This window comes from Candidatus Eisenbacteria bacterium (assembly GCA_005893305.1).
GTDB lineage: Bacteria > Eisenbacteria > RBG-16-71-46 > SZUA-252 > SZUA-252 > WS-9.
Window position 1 is genome coordinate 64,062 of sequence record VBOZ01000014.1, and the last position, 15,485, is coordinate 79,546.

Annotated in this window: 14 protein-coding genes and 1 pseudogene; 10 read left to right on the top strand and 5 right to left on the bottom strand. The window is 67.4% G+C overall.

The features are described from left to right. Positions 1–93 precede the first annotated feature (93 nt). On the top strand, positions 94–1,020 hold the full coding sequence (locus E6K79_05470; protein ID TMQ65216.1) for an ATP-binding cassette domain-containing protein: 927 nt from the start codon (positions 94–96) through the stop codon (positions 1,018–1,020). A gap of 40 nt (positions 1,021–1,060) precedes the next feature. Then, on the top strand, positions 1,061–1,813 hold the full coding sequence (locus tag E6K79_05475; GenBank protein ID TMQ65264.1) for an ABC transporter permease: 753 nt from the start codon (positions 1,061–1,063) through the stop codon (positions 1,811–1,813). Here E6K79_05475 and E6K79_05480 read toward each other — a convergent pair. Together E6K79_05480 and E6K79_05485 are read right to left on the bottom strand one after the other, a co-directional pair. Continuing rightward, complete coding sequence (locus tag E6K79_05480) at positions 1,760–2,968, bottom strand: hypothetical protein (protein TMQ65217.1); 1,209 nt, start codon at positions 2,966–2,968, stop codon at positions 1,760–1,762. The two genes, E6K79_05475 and E6K79_05480, sit on opposite strands and share 54 nt — an antisense overlap. Further along, positions 2,965–3,555 (bottom strand): RNA polymerase sigma factor, encoded by a 591-nt coding sequence (locus E6K79_05485; GenBank protein ID TMQ65218.1) that lies wholly within the window; start codon positions 3,553–3,555, stop codon positions 2,965–2,967. Before E6K79_05485 ends, E6K79_05480 begins: the two co-directional genes overlap by 4 nt. Before the next feature lie 175 nt (positions 3,556–3,730). Here E6K79_05485 and E6K79_05490 point away from each other — a divergent pair, with 175 nt between their 5' ends. Then, positions 3,731–5,125, top strand: a complete 1,395-nt coding sequence (locus tag E6K79_05490; protein ID TMQ65219.1) for a dipeptidase — start codon at positions 3,731–3,733, stop codon at positions 5,123–5,125. A gap of 202 nt (positions 5,126–5,327) precedes the next feature. On the opposite strand, the gene E6K79_05495 is transcribed toward E6K79_05490, so the two are convergent. Beyond that, the gene (locus E6K79_05495) at positions 5,328–6,107 is read right to left on the bottom strand and encodes a hypothetical protein (protein TMQ65220.1); all 780 of its coding nucleotides are present in this window, start codon (positions 6,105–6,107) and stop codon (positions 5,328–5,330) included. Beyond that, positions 6,104–7,627, bottom strand: a complete 1,524-nt coding sequence (locus E6K79_05500; protein TMQ65221.1) for a DUF2779 domain-containing protein — start codon at positions 7,625–7,627, stop codon at positions 6,104–6,106. The genes E6K79_05495 and E6K79_05500 overlap by 4 nt, the downstream gene beginning before the upstream one ends. 172 nt (positions 7,628–7,799) lie before the next feature. Between E6K79_05500 and pdxH the strand changes: the two genes are divergently transcribed. From pdxH to E6K79_05515, 3 genes are all read left to right on the top strand, one after another. Next, positions 7,800–8,420 (top strand): pyridoxamine 5'-phosphate oxidase, encoded by a 621-nt coding sequence (gene pdxH, locus E6K79_05505; protein TMQ65222.1) that lies wholly within the window; start codon positions 7,800–7,802, stop codon positions 8,418–8,420. Next, a complete protein-coding gene (locus tag E6K79_05510) occupies positions 8,417–9,190 on the top strand; it encodes a hypothetical protein (protein ID TMQ65223.1) in 774 nt (257 codons plus the stop codon). Before pdxH ends, E6K79_05510 begins: the two co-directional genes overlap by 4 nt. 132 nt (positions 9,191–9,322) lie before the next feature. Continuing rightward, positions 9,323–10,417, top strand: a complete 1,095-nt coding sequence (locus E6K79_05515) for a hypothetical protein (protein TMQ65224.1) — start codon at positions 9,323–9,325, stop codon at positions 10,415–10,417. Positions 10,418–10,483: 66 nt separating this feature from the next. Here the strand turns inward: E6K79_05515 and E6K79_05520 are convergent, their stop codons facing one another. Then, complete coding sequence (locus tag E6K79_05520; GenBank protein ID TMQ65225.1) at positions 10,484–11,065, bottom strand: hypothetical protein; 582 nt, start codon at positions 11,063–11,065, stop codon at positions 10,484–10,486. Between the two features lie 411 nt (positions 11,066–11,476). On the opposite strand from E6K79_05520, the pseudogene E6K79_05525 reads away from it, so the two are divergent. The 4 genes and pseudogenes from E6K79_05525 to E6K79_05540 all read left to right on the top strand — a co-directional run bounded on the left by E6K79_05525 (position 11,477) and on the right by E6K79_05540 (position 15,422). Beyond that, positions 11,477–11,554, top strand: a pseudogene (locus E6K79_05525) (30S ribosomal protein S5). Positions 11,555–12,215: 661 nt separating this feature from the next. After that, positions 12,216–12,944 carry a succinate dehydrogenase gene (locus tag E6K79_05530; GenBank protein TMQ65226.1) on the top strand — a complete coding sequence of 243 codons (729 nt, stop codon included), beginning with the start codon at positions 12,216–12,218 and terminating at the stop codon, positions 12,942–12,944. After that, positions 12,941–14,677, top strand: coding sequence for a succinate dehydrogenase flavoprotein subunit (locus tag E6K79_05535; GenBank protein TMQ65227.1), 1,737 nt, complete (start codon positions 12,941–12,943; stop codon positions 14,675–14,677). Before E6K79_05530 ends, E6K79_05535 begins: the two co-directional genes overlap by 4 nt. Before the next feature lie 10 nt (positions 14,678–14,687). Next, the gene (locus tag E6K79_05540) at positions 14,688–15,422 is read left to right on the top strand and encodes a succinate dehydrogenase/fumarate reductase iron-sulfur subunit (GenBank protein TMQ65228.1); all 735 of its coding nucleotides are present in this window, start codon (positions 14,688–14,690) and stop codon (positions 15,420–15,422) included. Positions 15,423–15,485 lie beyond the last annotated feature (63 nt).

Genomic DNA, 15,485 nt, shown 5'->3' on the forward strand with positions numbered 1-15,485 from the left:
GCATCGTGACACGGGGGATAGTACTCCCCGCCCCGACGCGCGATCAAGCACCTGGCTCCGGCCGGGGCAAAGGCGCGTGATAGACTGGCGGAGGTGCCCGCCTCCGACCAAAATCCCGCGATCGTCGCGCGCAATCTCGCCAAGACCTACGGACACGTCGAGGCGGTCCGCGGCGTCTCGTTCGACGTCGCGCCCGGCGAGGTGGTCGGCTTCCTGGGTCCGAACGGCGCCGGAAAGACCACGACGGTCCGCATGATCTCCTGCTTCTACCCGCCGACCGCGGGGGCTGCTTCCGTGTACGGCCTGGACGTGCGCACGAAGCCGCGAGAGGTGAAGCAGATGCTCGGGATCTGCCCTCAGGAGGACAACCTCGACCCCGACTTCGACGTGCTCAAGAATCTCCTCGTCTACGGCCGCTATTTCGGGATCCCGGGGAGCCAAATCCGCGCGCGCGCCGAGGAACTGCTCGAGCTGGTCCAACTATCCGACCGGAAAAAGTCGGCGATCGCCGAGCTCTCCGGCGGGATGAAGCGCCGCCTCATCCTCGCGCGCGCGCTCCTCAACAATCCCCGAGTCCTCATCCTCGACGAGCCCACGACCGGGCTCGACCCGCAGGCCCGCCACGCGATCTGGACGCGGATCCGCGCGCTTCGCGCGACGGGCGTGACGGTCGTTCTCACGACCCACTACATGGAGGAGGCCGCGCAGCTCTGCGACCGGGTCATCGTGATCGACAACGGGCAGGTCCTCCTCGAGGGCTCGCCCCAGTCGCTCGTGGATCGGGAGGTCGGACGGACCGTGGTCGAGGCGTGGAACTTCGATCAGGCGTTCGAGGCCTTTCTGCGCGGGCTCCTGGGGCGCATCGAGCTGGTCGGGGACCGGCTCTACTTCTACCCGCGCGAGTCGGACGGCGTGGAGCGGCTCCTGGACGAGCGCTTCCCGCATCAGGAGAGGTTGATCCGCCGGGCCACGCTCGAGGACGTCTTCCTCAAGCTCACGGGCCGCGCGCTTCGGGACTGACGGCTTGCGCGAGATCTGGAAGAACCTCTCCCTCCGAGCGATCCGCGTCTGGCAGCGGGACGCCGACGTCTACTTCACGACCTGGAAGACGGAGTTCCTCCCGCCGCTCCTCGAGCCGATCCTCTACGTGTTCGCCTTCGGCCTGGGCCTGGGCAAGCTGATCCACGAGGTGCACTACCAGGGGCGCTCGCTGGGATACCTCCCGTTCATGGCGCCCGGGGTCATCGCGATCGCGGTCATGTTCTGGGCCTTCTTCGAGACCACGTTCTCGTCTTACGTCCGGATGTACTACCAGAAGACCTACGACGCGATCGTCGCGACGCCGCTCCTCGTGGAAGACGTGATCCTTGGCGAGATCCTCTGGGCCACGACCAAGGCGGTGATCGCGGCCACCATCATGCTCCTGGTGCTGACGGCGCTACGGCTCGTGGCCTGGCCGAGCGGGCTCCTCGTGATTCCGATCGCGGCGGTCGGGGGGCTTCTCTTCGCGGGATTGGGGCTGGTCACGACGTCGATGGTGAAGGCGATCTCTCAGTTCAACGTCGCGATCTTCCTGGTCATCATGCCGATGTTCACGTTCGGCGGCACGTTCTTCCCCATCGACATCCTGCCGCGGTGGGCGCTCGCCGTCGCGTGGTGCCTTCCCCTCACCCACATCTCGCTCCTGACGCGCGCGGCGGTTCTGGGATGGCCGCATCCGATGGCGGTGTGGAGCGCCCTCTACGTGGGGGTGGCCGCGCTAGGGTTGACCGCCCTCGCCCTCTGGCGGATGAAGCGCCGGCTCGTCCCCTAGCTCGTTCAGGAAATCCGCCAGCCGTTCCGTGGCCACGCGCCTGATCTCGGCATCGTTCCCGGCGAGCCGGATCGCGCGGCGGTAGTGGTGCACGATTTCATCGACCGCGGCCGAGTCGGGCGCGGCGCCGACGCGCGCCCGGATCGCCTCCGCCACGTAGAGGCGCACGCGCGCCGAATCGGCGGCCGTGGCGGCGCCGCCTGTCCGGTAAAGATCCCGAAGCGCCGGCTCCGCCTTCAAGACTGTCTCGGCCGAGACCCCCGGGCCCCAGACGGGCGGAAGACCGTACTGGTCGAGGAGTGACTGCAGCGCTCCTCCGATGGGCTCACTCGTGAAGCTTTGCGGCGCGAGCTGAGCGGAGGGTTCGGGCGCGGCGTCGGATTGGGGCGCGACCTTCCCCAACGCCACTTCGTCGGAGCTCGAGCCCGCGCGGGAAACCGAGGCCTTCTCAGGCGGGGCGGAAATCTTGCGCAGCGCGACCTGGCCCTCCTGCTGCGGCTCGTTCGCCTTCGGCTTGTTCGCCACGGGCTTTCCGTCGGCCCTGACCTGCTCCTTGCCCGAGGCTACCTTCAGATTCTCGGAAGGTATCGCCGCGACCGGCGGCTCGGTCCGGCTCGCGCGCTTCTTCATTTCCTCTCGGGTCCCGCGACCCCGCGCCGACCCCGAATCGGCCTTCGCGCCACTGCGCCCCGCGTCCGGGGCCGATCGCTCCAGTACCGCGACCGAAGGCGCGTGGCGCAGGACCGCGCCCTCGCGGACGAGGAGAACGACGACCACGATCACGGCGGCGCCGGCGCTCGCGGTCGAGGCCAGGGCGAACCACGGAAGCTTGGGCTTCAGCCGCCGCTTCTCTTCCCACTCCGTCTCGGCCGCCGCTTCCCCCTCGGGGCGGCGCCGCTCGACGGCCGGCGCGGTATCCGCCGCCAATACCTTCGTCATCACCCTCTCCGTCAACCGCTCGAAGTACGCCTCCTTGGGCGCCGGCGCCCCCGCGCCCAGCTCCGCCTCCATCCGCGAAACCTCGTCGATCAGCTCGCGGCATGCGTGGCAGCCGAGCACGTGCGCCTCGACCACCACGCGGTGATCGGCCTTCAGCTCGCCGTCGCGGTAGGCGAAGAGCTCCTCACGAGGCGGATGGGGTTGATTCGCGCTCATAGGACCTTTCTGAACTTGCCCATTTGCTCGACCAGGGATTCCCGAGCCCGCGCGAGCCGGGACATGACGGTTCCGATCGGAATCCCGAGGGCTTCCGCGATCGACGCGTACGAGAGGTCCCCGTCGACCCGCATCGCGAGGATCGCGCGGTGCTCCTCCGAGAGCCGCCCGAACGCCCGCTCGACCTCCAACCGCCGATCGACCGCCTCCGGATCCGAGCCGGGGTCAGCGGTCCGCTCCGCGAGGGAGACGCCGCCGTCCGGGCCGGGGTCATCCAACGACGAAGCGGCGCGCCGCTTCGTCGAGCGGAGCGAGGAGAGCGCCGTGCGCGCCACGATCGTCAGAAGCCACGGCGCGATCGCGGCGCCCGAATCGAATCGGTCGAGCGCGCGGAATGCCTTTACGTAGCTTTCCTGGACCACGTCGTCGGCGTCCTCGTGATTGCGGGTGATCCGGCGCGCGAGGAGATAGGCGGAGCGGCGCGTGCGACGCACGATCTCGGCGAACGCGTCCGTTTCGCCGCCGCACACGAGCCGGACCAGCTCGTCGTCGGTGAAGGCTGACCGATCGGGCCGCGGTGGGGTCATCGGGCGCCGACTCTACTACGCGGGCGGCGGAAGGACTATTCCCTACCGTCGAGCGATGCCGGTAAAATATTGTCCAGCAATGACGTAGCAATCCGTTGTCGTGCGCCCGCCACGGGGCTAGGATTGTGGGGCGCATTGCGATCGACCACGCCGCACGCGGCCCCCGGGAGAGTCCATGGACCTCGAGAAAGCCTTCGCCTACATCAAGCAGAACGAGAAGCGCCTCGTCGACGAGCTTGTGCAATTCCTGAAGATCCCGAGCATCAGCGCGCACAAGGAGCACGACGCCGACGTCGCGCGCGCCTTGGAGTACGACAAGAAAAAGCTCGAATCGCTCGGATTCCGGACCGAGGTGTGGCCGACCCGCGCCCACGCGGGGCTCTTCGCCGAGCGGACCGTGAGCGCGGATCTGCCCACGGTCCTGATCTACGGTCACGTCGACGTGCAGCCGGTCGACCCGATCGAGCTCTGGGAATCGCCGCCCTTCGAGCCGAGGATCAACGATGGGAAGATCTGGGCGCGGGGGGCGGACGACAACAAGGGGCAGCACTACGCGCAGATCGCGGGGGTCGAGGCTGCCCTGAAGGGCGGCGGCGAGCTCCCCGTGAACGTGAAATTCATCATCGAGGCCGACGAGGAATACGACGGCGAGGCGATGGCCGCCGAGTTCCCGAAGCACGGGAAGAAGCTCGCTTGCGACGTCTTCGTCGTCTCCGATTCGAACTTCCCCGACACCGACCATCCGGCCGTCACGCTCTCGCTCCGGGGCATCCAGGCGGTCGAGATCACCATTACGGGGGCCTCCGGGGATAAGCACTCCGGCGAATGGGGCGGGATGCTCTATGAGCCGATCGACGTCCTGCGATGGGTGATCCAGAACTTGAAAGAGTTCAAAACCGGCAAGGTCCTGATCCCCGGGTTCTACGACGACGTGGTCCCGCCCAACGCGGATACCCGCGCCGCGATCGCGCAGCGGCCGTGGAACGAAGCGGATATCGCGAAGACCCTCGGCGTGAAGAGGCTCTTCCACGAAGAGGGATTCACGGTCCTCGAGTCGGGGACCCTGCGCCCGACGCAGCAGGTGAACGGAATCAAGGGTGGGTATACCGGTGAGGGATTCAAGACGGTGATCGGGAACAAAGCATCGGCGAAGATCAGCATGCGCCTGGTGCCCAATCAGGCCCCCGAGAAGATCTACCAAATGTTCGAGCGCCATGTCCGCAGCCTGGTCGGCGACATGGGCACGGTGGAGTTCCGGAGCTTTGGGGCGGGCAAGCCGTTCTGGTCCGATCCCAAGAGCCCTTACGTCCAGGCGGGCCTGCGCGCCCTCGAGACCGCGTTCGGAAAGCCGGCCATCATGCTGGCGATGGGCGGCTCGATTCCGATCGTGCCTGCACTGGTCGAGACCACGGGAGCGTCCTGCGTGATGATGGGATTCGGCCTACCCGGCGACAACCTCCACGCGCCGAACGAGCACTTCCCGATCGCGAACTACCTCGGAGGCGCCAAGGCGGCGGCGGCGTACCTGAATGAGGTGGCGACCCGCGTCAGCGCTCCGGCAAGGAGATAGCGCGGAGGGGCGGGTTTCTGTATCCTGTCCCGACATAGACATCTAAAGGGATTAGATGATGAGCTGAGCCAACCGCCAAGGATGGCGGGGACGCTTTGCCCGCGTCAGGGACGACGGGGCGCGTACGGCGGCCCGGGTGTGAGCTCGCGGTTCTCACCGGCACCCGACTCAAGCCCGACCGTGGCGGCGCGCCCCTCCAACGTCAGCGCTTCGAAACCGCCAGTTGCTCGAAGTCGACCACCGTGTCGTCCTCGGTCCACAACCCCACGCTTCCGCTCGTGTAGCGCTCGTCCCGGATTTTGAGCCGCTCCGTCCCGTCGTAGCTCACCGTCATGATGCTCCCCTTCCGCTCGACGGAGAGCGTGTGCCACGTCCCCGGCTCAAGCGGCTCGATCTTCGCGAATCGGAGGTCGCGGCGCTTCCCGTAGATCAGATAGTGGACCACGAGCTGATTGGTCTCGCCGCTCACGCGGACGATGTAGCCGTTTCTTCCCTTCGCATCGACCTGGAACATGAGGCCGGCCGTCGGATCGATGTCGCCCGCGAGAATCCGGAATCGAACCGAGGCGGCTTGATCCTCGAGGACCGGCTTTTTGAACTGGATGTAGTGGTATCGAATTCCGTCGTCGACCTCGCTCTGCCGTAGCACGCGGGGGGCCGACGCCTGCGCCGCCGCTTGCGCGGCCGCCGCGGAGGCAGCCCCCGCAGCCGCAGCCGCGACCGCAGCGCTGTCCGCCGATAGCGTATCGACCGCCGCCGGCGTGCCGACCCCATGGAGGTTGGCCCGGGTCGAGTCGACGGTGACCTCCCAGTTCCCGCCGAACGTCGTCGTGTTCGGAGGAGGAAGGCCCAGCGTGTCCGCCGCGAAGCTCCACGTCCATGTCCTCGCGCCGTGGGTCCGGCTTGAGGTCTTTCCGAGAGCCGGCCCTGCCAGGGCGACCGCGAGGACCAGGGAAGCGGCGAAAGCGACGCGTAGGCTCACGAGTTCTCCTTGAGTGTTTGGAAGAGGCGGAGCATCGCCTCGGTGTCCCGGCGGCAGTAGGCGAGGAGCCCCTCGCGGAGCTTCTTCCTCTGCCAGTCCGGGGTCTTGGGATCGGTCATCACCGCGAACGCGCCGGCAGCCTGGCTCCCCTCCCGTATCTCCAGATCGCTGTAGTCCAGCCCCTCCACCAGCACCGGCAGGACGGCCTTGATCGAAAACGAGCCGTGGAAGTCGGGGTGGTAGTAATGGGCGTGGATGAGGTGATGGAGATCGACCATGCGCTCCTCCACCAGCGGTAGCAGACGTCCGGCGAGGGAGGGAATGGCTTCCGCCAGCCCGCGGATGACCCGCGCTTCGAACTCCGAATAGACGACGATCGAGCCGTCCCCGTCGAGCGCGGCGAGCAGCTCCTCGGTCAGGCGGCGGCGCGGATCGGTTCGCTCGGTGTGGAGGTACGTCCGCTCGTGAAGAGCGCCCCCCGCCTCCAAAACATGGTCGGACCACTGGAACGGCGTCTGCTGGAACGGCTTCGTGCCCGGAATGATCGGGATCGCGGGGTTACACGTCTCGAAATCGAGAAAGTGGATGGGGTAACGAACCTCTTCGAGCTTGGTCTTCAGATCGGGGTGCGAGTACGGCTCCCCAGTCAGGACGCAGTTCCGGACTCGCCACTGGAGATCGCTCAGTCCGTCGAACTCCTCGGGAATGTCGCGGATATCGGAGATGTCCGCGCCGAGCAATGCGCCGTAGATCTTGGGCGATAGCCTTGGGAGATCGGCCACGTGGTGCTCCGGCGCTCCCTGGTGGCAGTAATCGTAGAAGGAGCAGATGTAGGGCTTTCGGCAATGGGGCCCGACCGCGACGTCGGGCGCCTCGGTCGCCTGGAGGGTCGCCCGCATCGCCTCGATCCGCGCCAGGAGCCCTGGAATCGCGCCCCGGGCCTCCGCGGTCAGGTCCTGCTCGGTGAAGAGGGCGCCCAGATCGTACTCGCCGCCGGGCCAGACGTACTGATTGTTCACGTGGAGGAGGCGCGCGCGGGCGATCGGAACGCCTGCTCCCTCGGCCACGTGGAGCTGGACCGCGATGTCGGCGAGATATTCCTCTTTGAACCCGGAGCTGGATTTCACCTCGATGAGATTCCACGCTTTCCCGCCGGCGCGCGCCAGGATGTCGACGCGCGCGCGGATCTGCGCGTGGGTGAAGGCCGCTTCATACACGGCGGGGGTCGCGGGATCGGCGAGCGCGGCCGAGGTTTGACGCACGGCCTGGTCGTGCAGCTGCGGGTCCTCGTTCGCCATGATGCCGCCCGGATACCTTCCGCGCGCGACCTCACCCACCTGCCTCCCCGCCTCGAGGATGGCCAGGCGGCCCAGGTCCATCTGGTCCTTCTCTCTATGGTGATAGGCCTCGAGGTAGAGCCGCTTCATGCACTGAAGTCCCGCCATCACGCGGGACTTGGAGAGGGCCCGGACCGAGGCGCGGCGGGACGCCGAGATATCGAAGAGTGGAAGCTGGTTCATGCGACATAAACGATAGCACAGGAGCGAGGGAACGCCGGACGCGAACGGACCCGGGCGAACTCGCAAGATGCTGTATTGGGCCCGCCGCGCCGGCATCCGAATAATACAGGATGGGAGCCATTTGTGCCGCCCATCGAAGGATTCCCACACCATCCGGCCGCGAGGTTAGGATATGGGACTCGTGAGCGCCCACCCGGATCCGATCGCCCTCTTTCAGGAATGGTTCCAAGCAGCGCACAAAGTCGGGCTGCCGGAGCCGTCGGCCGCGGCGCTGGCGACCGTAGGGAGTGACGGCCAGCCGTCCGCGCGGATGGTCCTTGCCCGCGGCGTCGACGAGCGCGGCATTGTCTTCTACACCAACTTCCAGAGCCGGAAAGGCCAGGAGCTGGGCAGCGGACGATCGGGCAACGCGAAGGGCGGCGTGAAGACTTCCCTCTGCTTCTACTGGCCGCCGCTCAATCGGCAGGTTCGGATCGAGGGAGAGGCCGTTCCCGTCACAGACGCGGAAGCCGACGCCTACTGGGCGACGCGACCGCGCGCGCATCAGGTCGCCGCGTGGGCATCGCCGCAGAGCCAAGAGCTCCCCGGCGGCCGGGCCGATCTGGAGAAGCGCTACGCGGAGATGGACCATAGGCTTCCCCGGGAGAACGTGCCGCGTCCTCCGTTCTGGTCGGGATTCCGCGTCACGCCGAGCAAGATCGAGTTCTGGGAAGGGAAGCCGAATCGGCTCCACGAGCGGACGCTCTACCGGCGGGAGGGATCCGGCTGGGCCGCCGTGACCCTGGCTCCTTGACGCCGGGCCCGCGCGGGGGCTGGGCGATCTCACGCCGCCTCGCGGCGCTTGGAATCGCGGCGGTCGCGGCGGATCTGGGTGGGGTGTTCTTCAAGAGCCCCCTCGGGCCGCCTGGTGTCACCGCCGGCGATTGGATCGACGCGCTCGGCACGTTCGTGGCGATCGCGCTCTACGCGTGGATCGCGGCGGGGCTCGCCGCTCGCGAGCGGCGCCCGTATCCAGCCCTCGCCCACATCGCCGCGGCCGCCTACGCGATGGGACGCGGCGTCCACCTCGCCGCGAACTCCATCCACGACATGATCGATCGAACCGGGGGAGCCGACCCGTGGGGGCTTGTCTATCTCTGGGACGAGCGCGTGGGCCACACCATGGTGGACCTGGCGCGGATCGGCTTCGCGATCGTGCTCGTGTCGCTCGAGCGCCCGCTGGGTGCGAGCGGAAGCGCCGCGGGCTCCGGGGAAGCGGCCGGCGCCGCCCACGCCGGCGCTACCTCCGGCTCCGGCGGAAGAGTCGCCCTATTCGTGGGGGCCCTCGCCTACGGCTTCACGTACTTCGCGAGCGCCGTCGAGGGGCAGACGGTTCCCCTCGCACTTCCCTTCTCTCTCGCCTTCGCCGTCTGGGGAATCGGAAGCGCCGCGCGCGGGCGGGCGCTCGGGCCGGCGCGCTCGTTCTTCACCGGCGCCGCGGTCGTATCGCTCCTGCTGTTCGCGATCTGGGGCATCTGGCAGCGCGGGTTCCCCGAATTCACGCACGTGGGCCTCATTCGCTAGAACAGCTGCGCCCCAAGTTGCGGCGCGCCGGGACGCCGCCCCGGGATCGGTCCCTTTCTTTCCGGTGCCTGCGGCGTTACCATGCATAAGGGGGTCATCCCGATCACGCACCGTTCTTAGGAGGTACCCCTCATGCGCTTCCCGGACCCCGCCCCGCGAATGTTCCTGCTCCTGCCCCTCTGCCTTGTCCTGATCGCCGCAGGATGCTCGGACAGCCGCGACCCCCTCGGGCCGTCTCAGACAAAAGGCGCCGCGGCGCTCTCGGACGCGCTCCAGCCCGGATCGGACGCCTCCACGGAGGCGGGCCGCCTCAAGCCGACCCTGAGCAACATCTGGCCGAACGATGACGGGCGGTCGTGGACCTTCCGGATTCAGGAACGCTCGTGGCGCAACCAATTCACGGTCCGGGCCTACCCGACCCCCGCGCAGGTGCCGCCCGTGCCTTCCCTCGACGATGTCGCGGTGCTTCTCCGCTGGCTTCCGATCGGCCCGAACGCGGTGGTCTCCACCGCGGGCTACCGGATGCAGTTCAACGGGACGAGGACCACCGCGTCGGGGGCGGTCGGTCAAAACCTCGAGACCACGGTCCTCGAAGCACCATCCCCGGCGGAGCCCCCTACGAACTCGGTCGCCGGGGTCCCGATGCCGACCGGATTCCTCCGCGCGCTCTCGGTCGCTCGCCCGGATCTCGCGCCCAAGATCGCCAGGCGATGGCCGGCCGCTGCGGCTCGGGCCTTCTCCGCGGCCACCGCGACCTCGGTCCGCGCGCCGGACTTTCTGTTCGGGTACGCCTGGGTGAAGACGAGCGAGTTCATCGGGAGCTACGGCGACGTCAGCACCCAGCTGGCCTGGAAATATCTGGTGGCCGATCTCACCCGTGGGAGCACCTTCAGCCTGCAGCTCGTGCCTGATCTCGCGAGCGACATCTTCCTGCACGCCCGCGTGCTCCGCGAGCCGAAGCCCATCAACGGGGCGAACAGACTCCGAAGTGCGCTGCAGGTGCTCTACGTCATCGATTTCGGCGTGAGCCTCGCGACGGACGTGAACGGGAACGTCACCGGCTATTACAGAGTTTATTCGTACGGAACGGTGGACTACATCGCGGGCGTCGGCCCGGTGGCGAGCTACGAACGGGCGTACGTCGCGCCGGGAATGCCTCTCGACCCGGGACAGTACGATCAGACGATCAGCCTCGCGGCGACGGTGGCGCGCCCCCAGCTTCCCTGAGAGAAAATAAGGCGGCCCCCGGGACGCCGGTCCCGGGGGCCGATCTGCTTGGCGGAGGCGGCGGCGTCAGCGCGTCATCGTCAACCGCTCGGGGGGCGTCTCCATCGGGCCTTGACGCACCTGGTGCCAGAACGCCCCGGGGTTCGCCCGCCTGAGTCGCGCGGTCTCCGCCACCGAGTGGACGGCGAAGCCGACGCCGCAGCCGGTGGTGATACCGGCCATGAGATCGCCGTGGGGGCTCGCCGCGGCGTAAAGCCACGCGAAGACGACCGCCGCGACGACCATGGCGTTCACGAGGAGAGTCGCCGCCCAGTCGCTCGAGGGATTGAATCCGGGCACGACCTCGAGGTGACCGAGCCGCGTGAACCACTTCGGCCCGCCGTTCTGGGTCTCGACGAATTCCTTCACGTACCCCGCGATGAGCCTGACCTGATTCCTGCTGTGGATCGTCGCGTAGTACCCGAACGCCGACGCGAAGATCACCGGGAGCATGAGGCTCGAGCTCTTCGCTCCGATCCCCCACGACAGGAGAACCGCCGCGACCAGACCGGCGGCCGTCCAACAAATCAATGCCGCCCGCTCCGCGTCCCGCCCGCGCGTCATGAGCGCTTGATATTCCGCGTGCTCCCAATCGCCAGATCCGGACATTTCCGCCCTCCGTGCTCAATTGCGGCCGCAAGTGGATCGGCCCCGCCCCCTGCGGCGCCTTCGCGACCTATCGGCAGGTCGGCTCCTGAATTTGACTCCTACGAGTGTGATCGATCCTCCGCGAGTGGCGCTGCCCGGTCACGGTCCCCGGGGTACCTCAAGGGTCAGATATGTCGCGTATATCGTTGTATGTAAATACGTTATTGAAAAAGCTCCGACCGGGCATACGGGTTGCTTTACCCCATGTTGTTGGCGAACGGGGGCCCCCCCAGGCGCCGGAAAGGAGCGGTCACGATGAACGCGATGTGGATCCAGAGCAGACGATTGACGCTCGTGGGCCTTCTTGGCACCGCGGTGCTGTTCGGCTCGCCCGTCTCCGCCCAGGCGGACCAGGGCAAATGGTGGAATCCGGAGCGCGGTACCCGGGACGACCGCGGCACCCGGGACGACCGCGGTGCCCGCGACCAACGCGGTGGCCGCGACGATCGCAGCGTGAGGCGCTCCACGGAGGGCTGGGATGCCTACCGGGCGCCGGGGTGGCGCGATCGCGGGGCCTACCAGCAAGGGCCGCGATATTCGCGACCCTGGCAGGGGCGTCGTATTTATCGCGAGCGCACGTGGCTGCGCTCGGGTTGGGGCTATCGCGGCCGGCCGGCCTCCGGGTGGAGGTATTACAGCGCGCCGTCCTACTACTATCCCCGGCACATCATTTACGTGCGTCCCGTCCGGTTCTTCATCTCGGCGAGAATCGGCGGCGTACATGTCCGCGCGGGCGACTACGGCGACTACGGCGACCCCTGCGACATCTACGGGTGCAACTTCTGTGACGCGCAGTTCACGAGCTTCGACGCGTACGAGCATCACATGGCACATTGCCCCTACGCTCCGCGCGGCTACAGAGTCGTCGCGAGCGACTGGGACCACGGGCAATGGGACGACGGTCAATGCCAGGACGACCGCGGGTGGGATCGGGAGGACGAGGAGTAGCCCATCTCCCGGCTGAATCGGGCAATGCTATCGGACCGGCGCGACCACAAGTCGTGCCGGTCGTTTTCTTGGGGCCCCTGTGGTACCCTCATCCGCTGTTCGTATCCCAAGCTCTATCGGAGTGGCCTCCAAAGGGATCCCGTTGGGTCAGGCGACCGAAGCGATGACGAGGGAGGGGCTGGGGGCGACCGACCGGCGCGACGCGTGGTGGCTCGCGCCCGGCGCCGTCGCGGCCGGCCTTGGACTCACCGGCCTCTACCTGGTGTGGGCCGCCGCGCAGAACGCGCACTTTAGATTCGGGGGCTACCTCTCCCCCGTCTATTCGCCGGAGATCCACCCCGGATGGTGGCCGATCTCTCCGGCCTTCCTGATCCTCATCCCGCCTCTTCTGTTCCGGACCACCTGCTATTACTACCGGAAGGCGTACTACCGGGCCTTCTTCTGGGATCCGCCCGCCTGCGCGGTGGGCGAGATCAAGCGCCCCTACGTGGGCGAGGCCAAGTTCCCGTTCGTCCTCCAGAACATGCATCGGTTCGCGCTCTACCTGGCCCTCTTCTGGCTCATTTTCTTGTGGAAGGACGTCTGGGACGCCTTCCACTTCGACGGACGGTTCGGTATCGGTCTCGGCTCCCTCTTCATCCTCGCGAGCACCGGCACGCTGACGCTCTACACGACGTCCTGCCATTCCTGGCGCCATCTGATCGGCGGGAGGCTCGACTGCTTCTCATGCTCCGCGAGCGCGCGCGCCCGGCACGGTCTCTGGGGTTGGTTCACCGGCTTGAACCAGCGGCACCAGCTCTACGCATGGATCTCCCTCTTCTCGGTGACCGCCGCTGACGTCTACGTCCGGCTCCTCTCCATGGGCATCCTTCTGGACCGGAGGCTCCTGTGAGCGTCCGCTTCGAATCCCACGACGTGGACGTGCTGGTGATCGGGGCGGGCGGCGCCGGGCTTCGCGCCGCGATCGAGGCGTCGGCGATGGGCGCCCGCGTCGGCGTCGTCTGCAAGTCGCTCCTCGGGAAGGCCCACACCGTGATGGCCGAGGGGGGCGTCGCCGCGGCGCTCGCGCACGTGGACCCCAAGGACTCCTGGAAGGTCCACTTCCGCGACACCATGCTCGGCGGAAAGATGCTCAACCACTGGCGCATGGCGCAGCTCCACGCGCAGGAGGCTCCCGAGCGCGTGCGCGAGCTCGAGCGCTGGGGCGCGGTGTTCGACCGGACGGGCGATGGGCGAATCTTGCAAAGAAATTTCGGCGGGCACAGCTCGCCGCGCCTCGCCCACGTCGGCGACCGCACCGGGCTCGAGATGATCCGCACGCTCCAAGATCACGGCGTCCATCAGGGCCTCGAGGTCTACATGGAGTGCACGGTCTCGAAGCTCCTCCTGGACGGCGGGCGCGTCATCGGCGCGTTCGCCTACTGGCGCGAGACCGGGCGCTTCGTGGTGTTTCGCGCGAAGTCGGTCGTCCTCGCCACGGGCGGGATCGGAAAGGCGTACAAGGTTACGTCGAATTCCTGGGAGTACACGGGGGACGGCCATGCGCTCGCGTACGAGGCGGGCGCGGAGCTGATCGACATGGAATTCGTGCAGTTCCACCCCACCGGGATGGTGTGGCCCCCCGGCGTGCACGGGATCCTCGTGACCGAGGCCGTCCGGGGCGAGGGTGGGGTCCTCAGGAACTCGACGGGCGAGCGCTTCATGGAGCGCTACGATCCGAAGCGCATGGAGCTCTCGACGCGCGACATGGTCGCGCGCGCCATCTACACCGAAGTGAAGGAGGGTCGGGGTTCGCCCCACGGCGGCGCCTTCCTCGACATCTCCCACAAGCCGGCGGAGCTCGTGAAAAAGAAGCTTCCCTCGATGTACCACCAATTCCTGGAGCTGGCCGACGTCGACATCACGAAGGGACCGATGGAGGTCGGACCGACGACGCACTACATCATGGGCGGCGTGCGCGTCGATCCGGACACCGGGGCCTCGACGCTGCCCGGCCTCTACGCGGCGGGGGAAACCTCCGGAGGGATGCACGGCGCGAACCGCCTCGGCGGGAATTCCCTCTCCGACCTCCTCGTCTTCGGCCGCCGCGCCGGCATGGGCGCGGCCGAGGCCGCGAAGAAGATTCCGGGGCACGCGGAGCTCGACCCGGCACAGATCGAGGCCGCGGAGCGCGAGATGCTGGCTCCGTTCGAGCGGCGCGGGGGCCCCTCACCGTACGAAGTCCACGCGAAGCTCCAGGAGACGATGCAATCTCTCGTCGGAATCTTCCGCGTCGAGGCGGATCTGCGAAAGGCGATCGATGAAATCGCCGCGCTCGCTCGCGAAGCGGAGCGGATCACCGTCACGGGCGCCCGCGAATTCAACCCGGGCTGGCACCTGGCCCGGGATCTTCGGTCGATGCTCCTCTGCAGCGAAGCGGTGGCTCGAAGCGCGCTTCTCCGGAAGGAAAGCCGGGGCGGGCACGCGCGCCTCGACTATCCCAATCCGGACCCCGAGCTCGGAAAGAAAAACAGCGTTGCCAGGAGAGACGGAGGGGCGATGAGCGTGACGCAGGCGCCGCTCCCCGAGATGCCCGCCGAGCTCCGCGCGATCGTTGACGCCGATCTCGAGCTGGTGAAGGTCTGAAGGAGACCCGATGAAGGAAGCGGTCTTTCACGTCTACCGCGGCGACGCCAAGGGCGGGGCGCTCCAGGAATACAAGGTCAAGGTGGAGGAAGGGATGGTGGTGCTCGATGCGATCCACCGCATCCAGGCCGAATCCGCGCCCGACCTCGCCGTCAGGTGGAACTGCAAGGCCGCGAAATGCGGGTCGTGCAGCGCCGAGGTGAACGGCAAGCCGAAGCTGATGTGCAAGACCCGCCTCGACGCGATGCCGCTCGACCGTCCCGTCACCGTGAGGCCGATGAGGTCCTTCCCGGTGATCAAGGATCTCGTCTCCGACGTGAAGTGGAATTACGAGGTAAACAAGAAGATCCCGGCCTTCACCCCGAAGAAGGACGCCGAATGGCGGTGGAAGCAGGAAGACATCGACCGCGTCCAGGAGTTCCGGAAGTGCATCGAGTGCTTCCTCTGCCAGAACGTCTGCCATGTCATTCGGGAGCATGACGAGAAGGCCCGCTTTGCCGGCCCGCGCTTCTTCGTGCGGGTGGCGGGCCTCGAAACCCACCCCATGGACTCCCTGAACCGGACGAAGCTGCTCAAGGATTCGATGGGGATCGGCTACTGCAACATCACAAAGTGCTGCACCGAGGTCTGCCCCGAGGACATCCACATCACCGACAACGCGATCATCCCGTTGAAGGAGCGGGTCGTCGACGACCACTACGACCCGGTAATCAAAGTAATCCGCCTCGTCACGGGAAAGAAGTAGCGGTGAGGAAGCCCCGCCCGGTCCTGCTCGCCCTCCTGCTCCTGGCCGCCGGCTCCTGCGACA

Coding starts and splice junctions, on each gene's coding strand:
- E6K79_05480 (TMQ65217.1), bottom strand. CDS start 2,968: ATGAGCGCGAATCAACCCCATCCGCCTCGTGAGGAGCTCTTCGCCTAC.
- E6K79_05485 (TMQ65218.1), bottom strand. CDS start 3,555: ATGACCCCACCGCGGCCCGATCGGTCAGCCTTCACCGACGACGAGCTG.
- E6K79_05490 (TMQ65219.1), top strand. CDS start 3,731: ATGGACCTCGAGAAAGCCTTCGCCTACATCAAGCAGAACGAGAAGCGC.
- E6K79_05500 (TMQ65221.1), bottom strand. CDS start 7,627: ATGAACCAGCTTCCACTCTTCGATATCTCGGCGTCCCGCCGCGCCTCG.
- pdxH (TMQ65222.1), top strand. CDS start 7,800: ATGGGACTCGTGAGCGCCCACCCGGATCCGATCGCCCTCTTTCAGGAA.
- E6K79_05515 (TMQ65224.1), top strand. CDS start 9,323: ATGCGCTTCCCGGACCCCGCCCCGCGAATGTTCCTGCTCCTGCCCCTC.
- E6K79_05520 (TMQ65225.1), bottom strand. CDS start 11,065: ATGTCCGGATCTGGCGATTGGGAGCACGCGGAATATCAAGCGCTCATG.
- E6K79_05530 (TMQ65226.1), top strand. CDS start 12,216: ATGACGAGGGAGGGGCTGGGGGCGACCGACCGGCGCGACGCGTGGTGG.
- E6K79_05540 (TMQ65228.1), top strand. CDS start 14,688: ATGAAGGAAGCGGTCTTTCACGTCTACCGCGGCGACGCCAAGGGCGGG.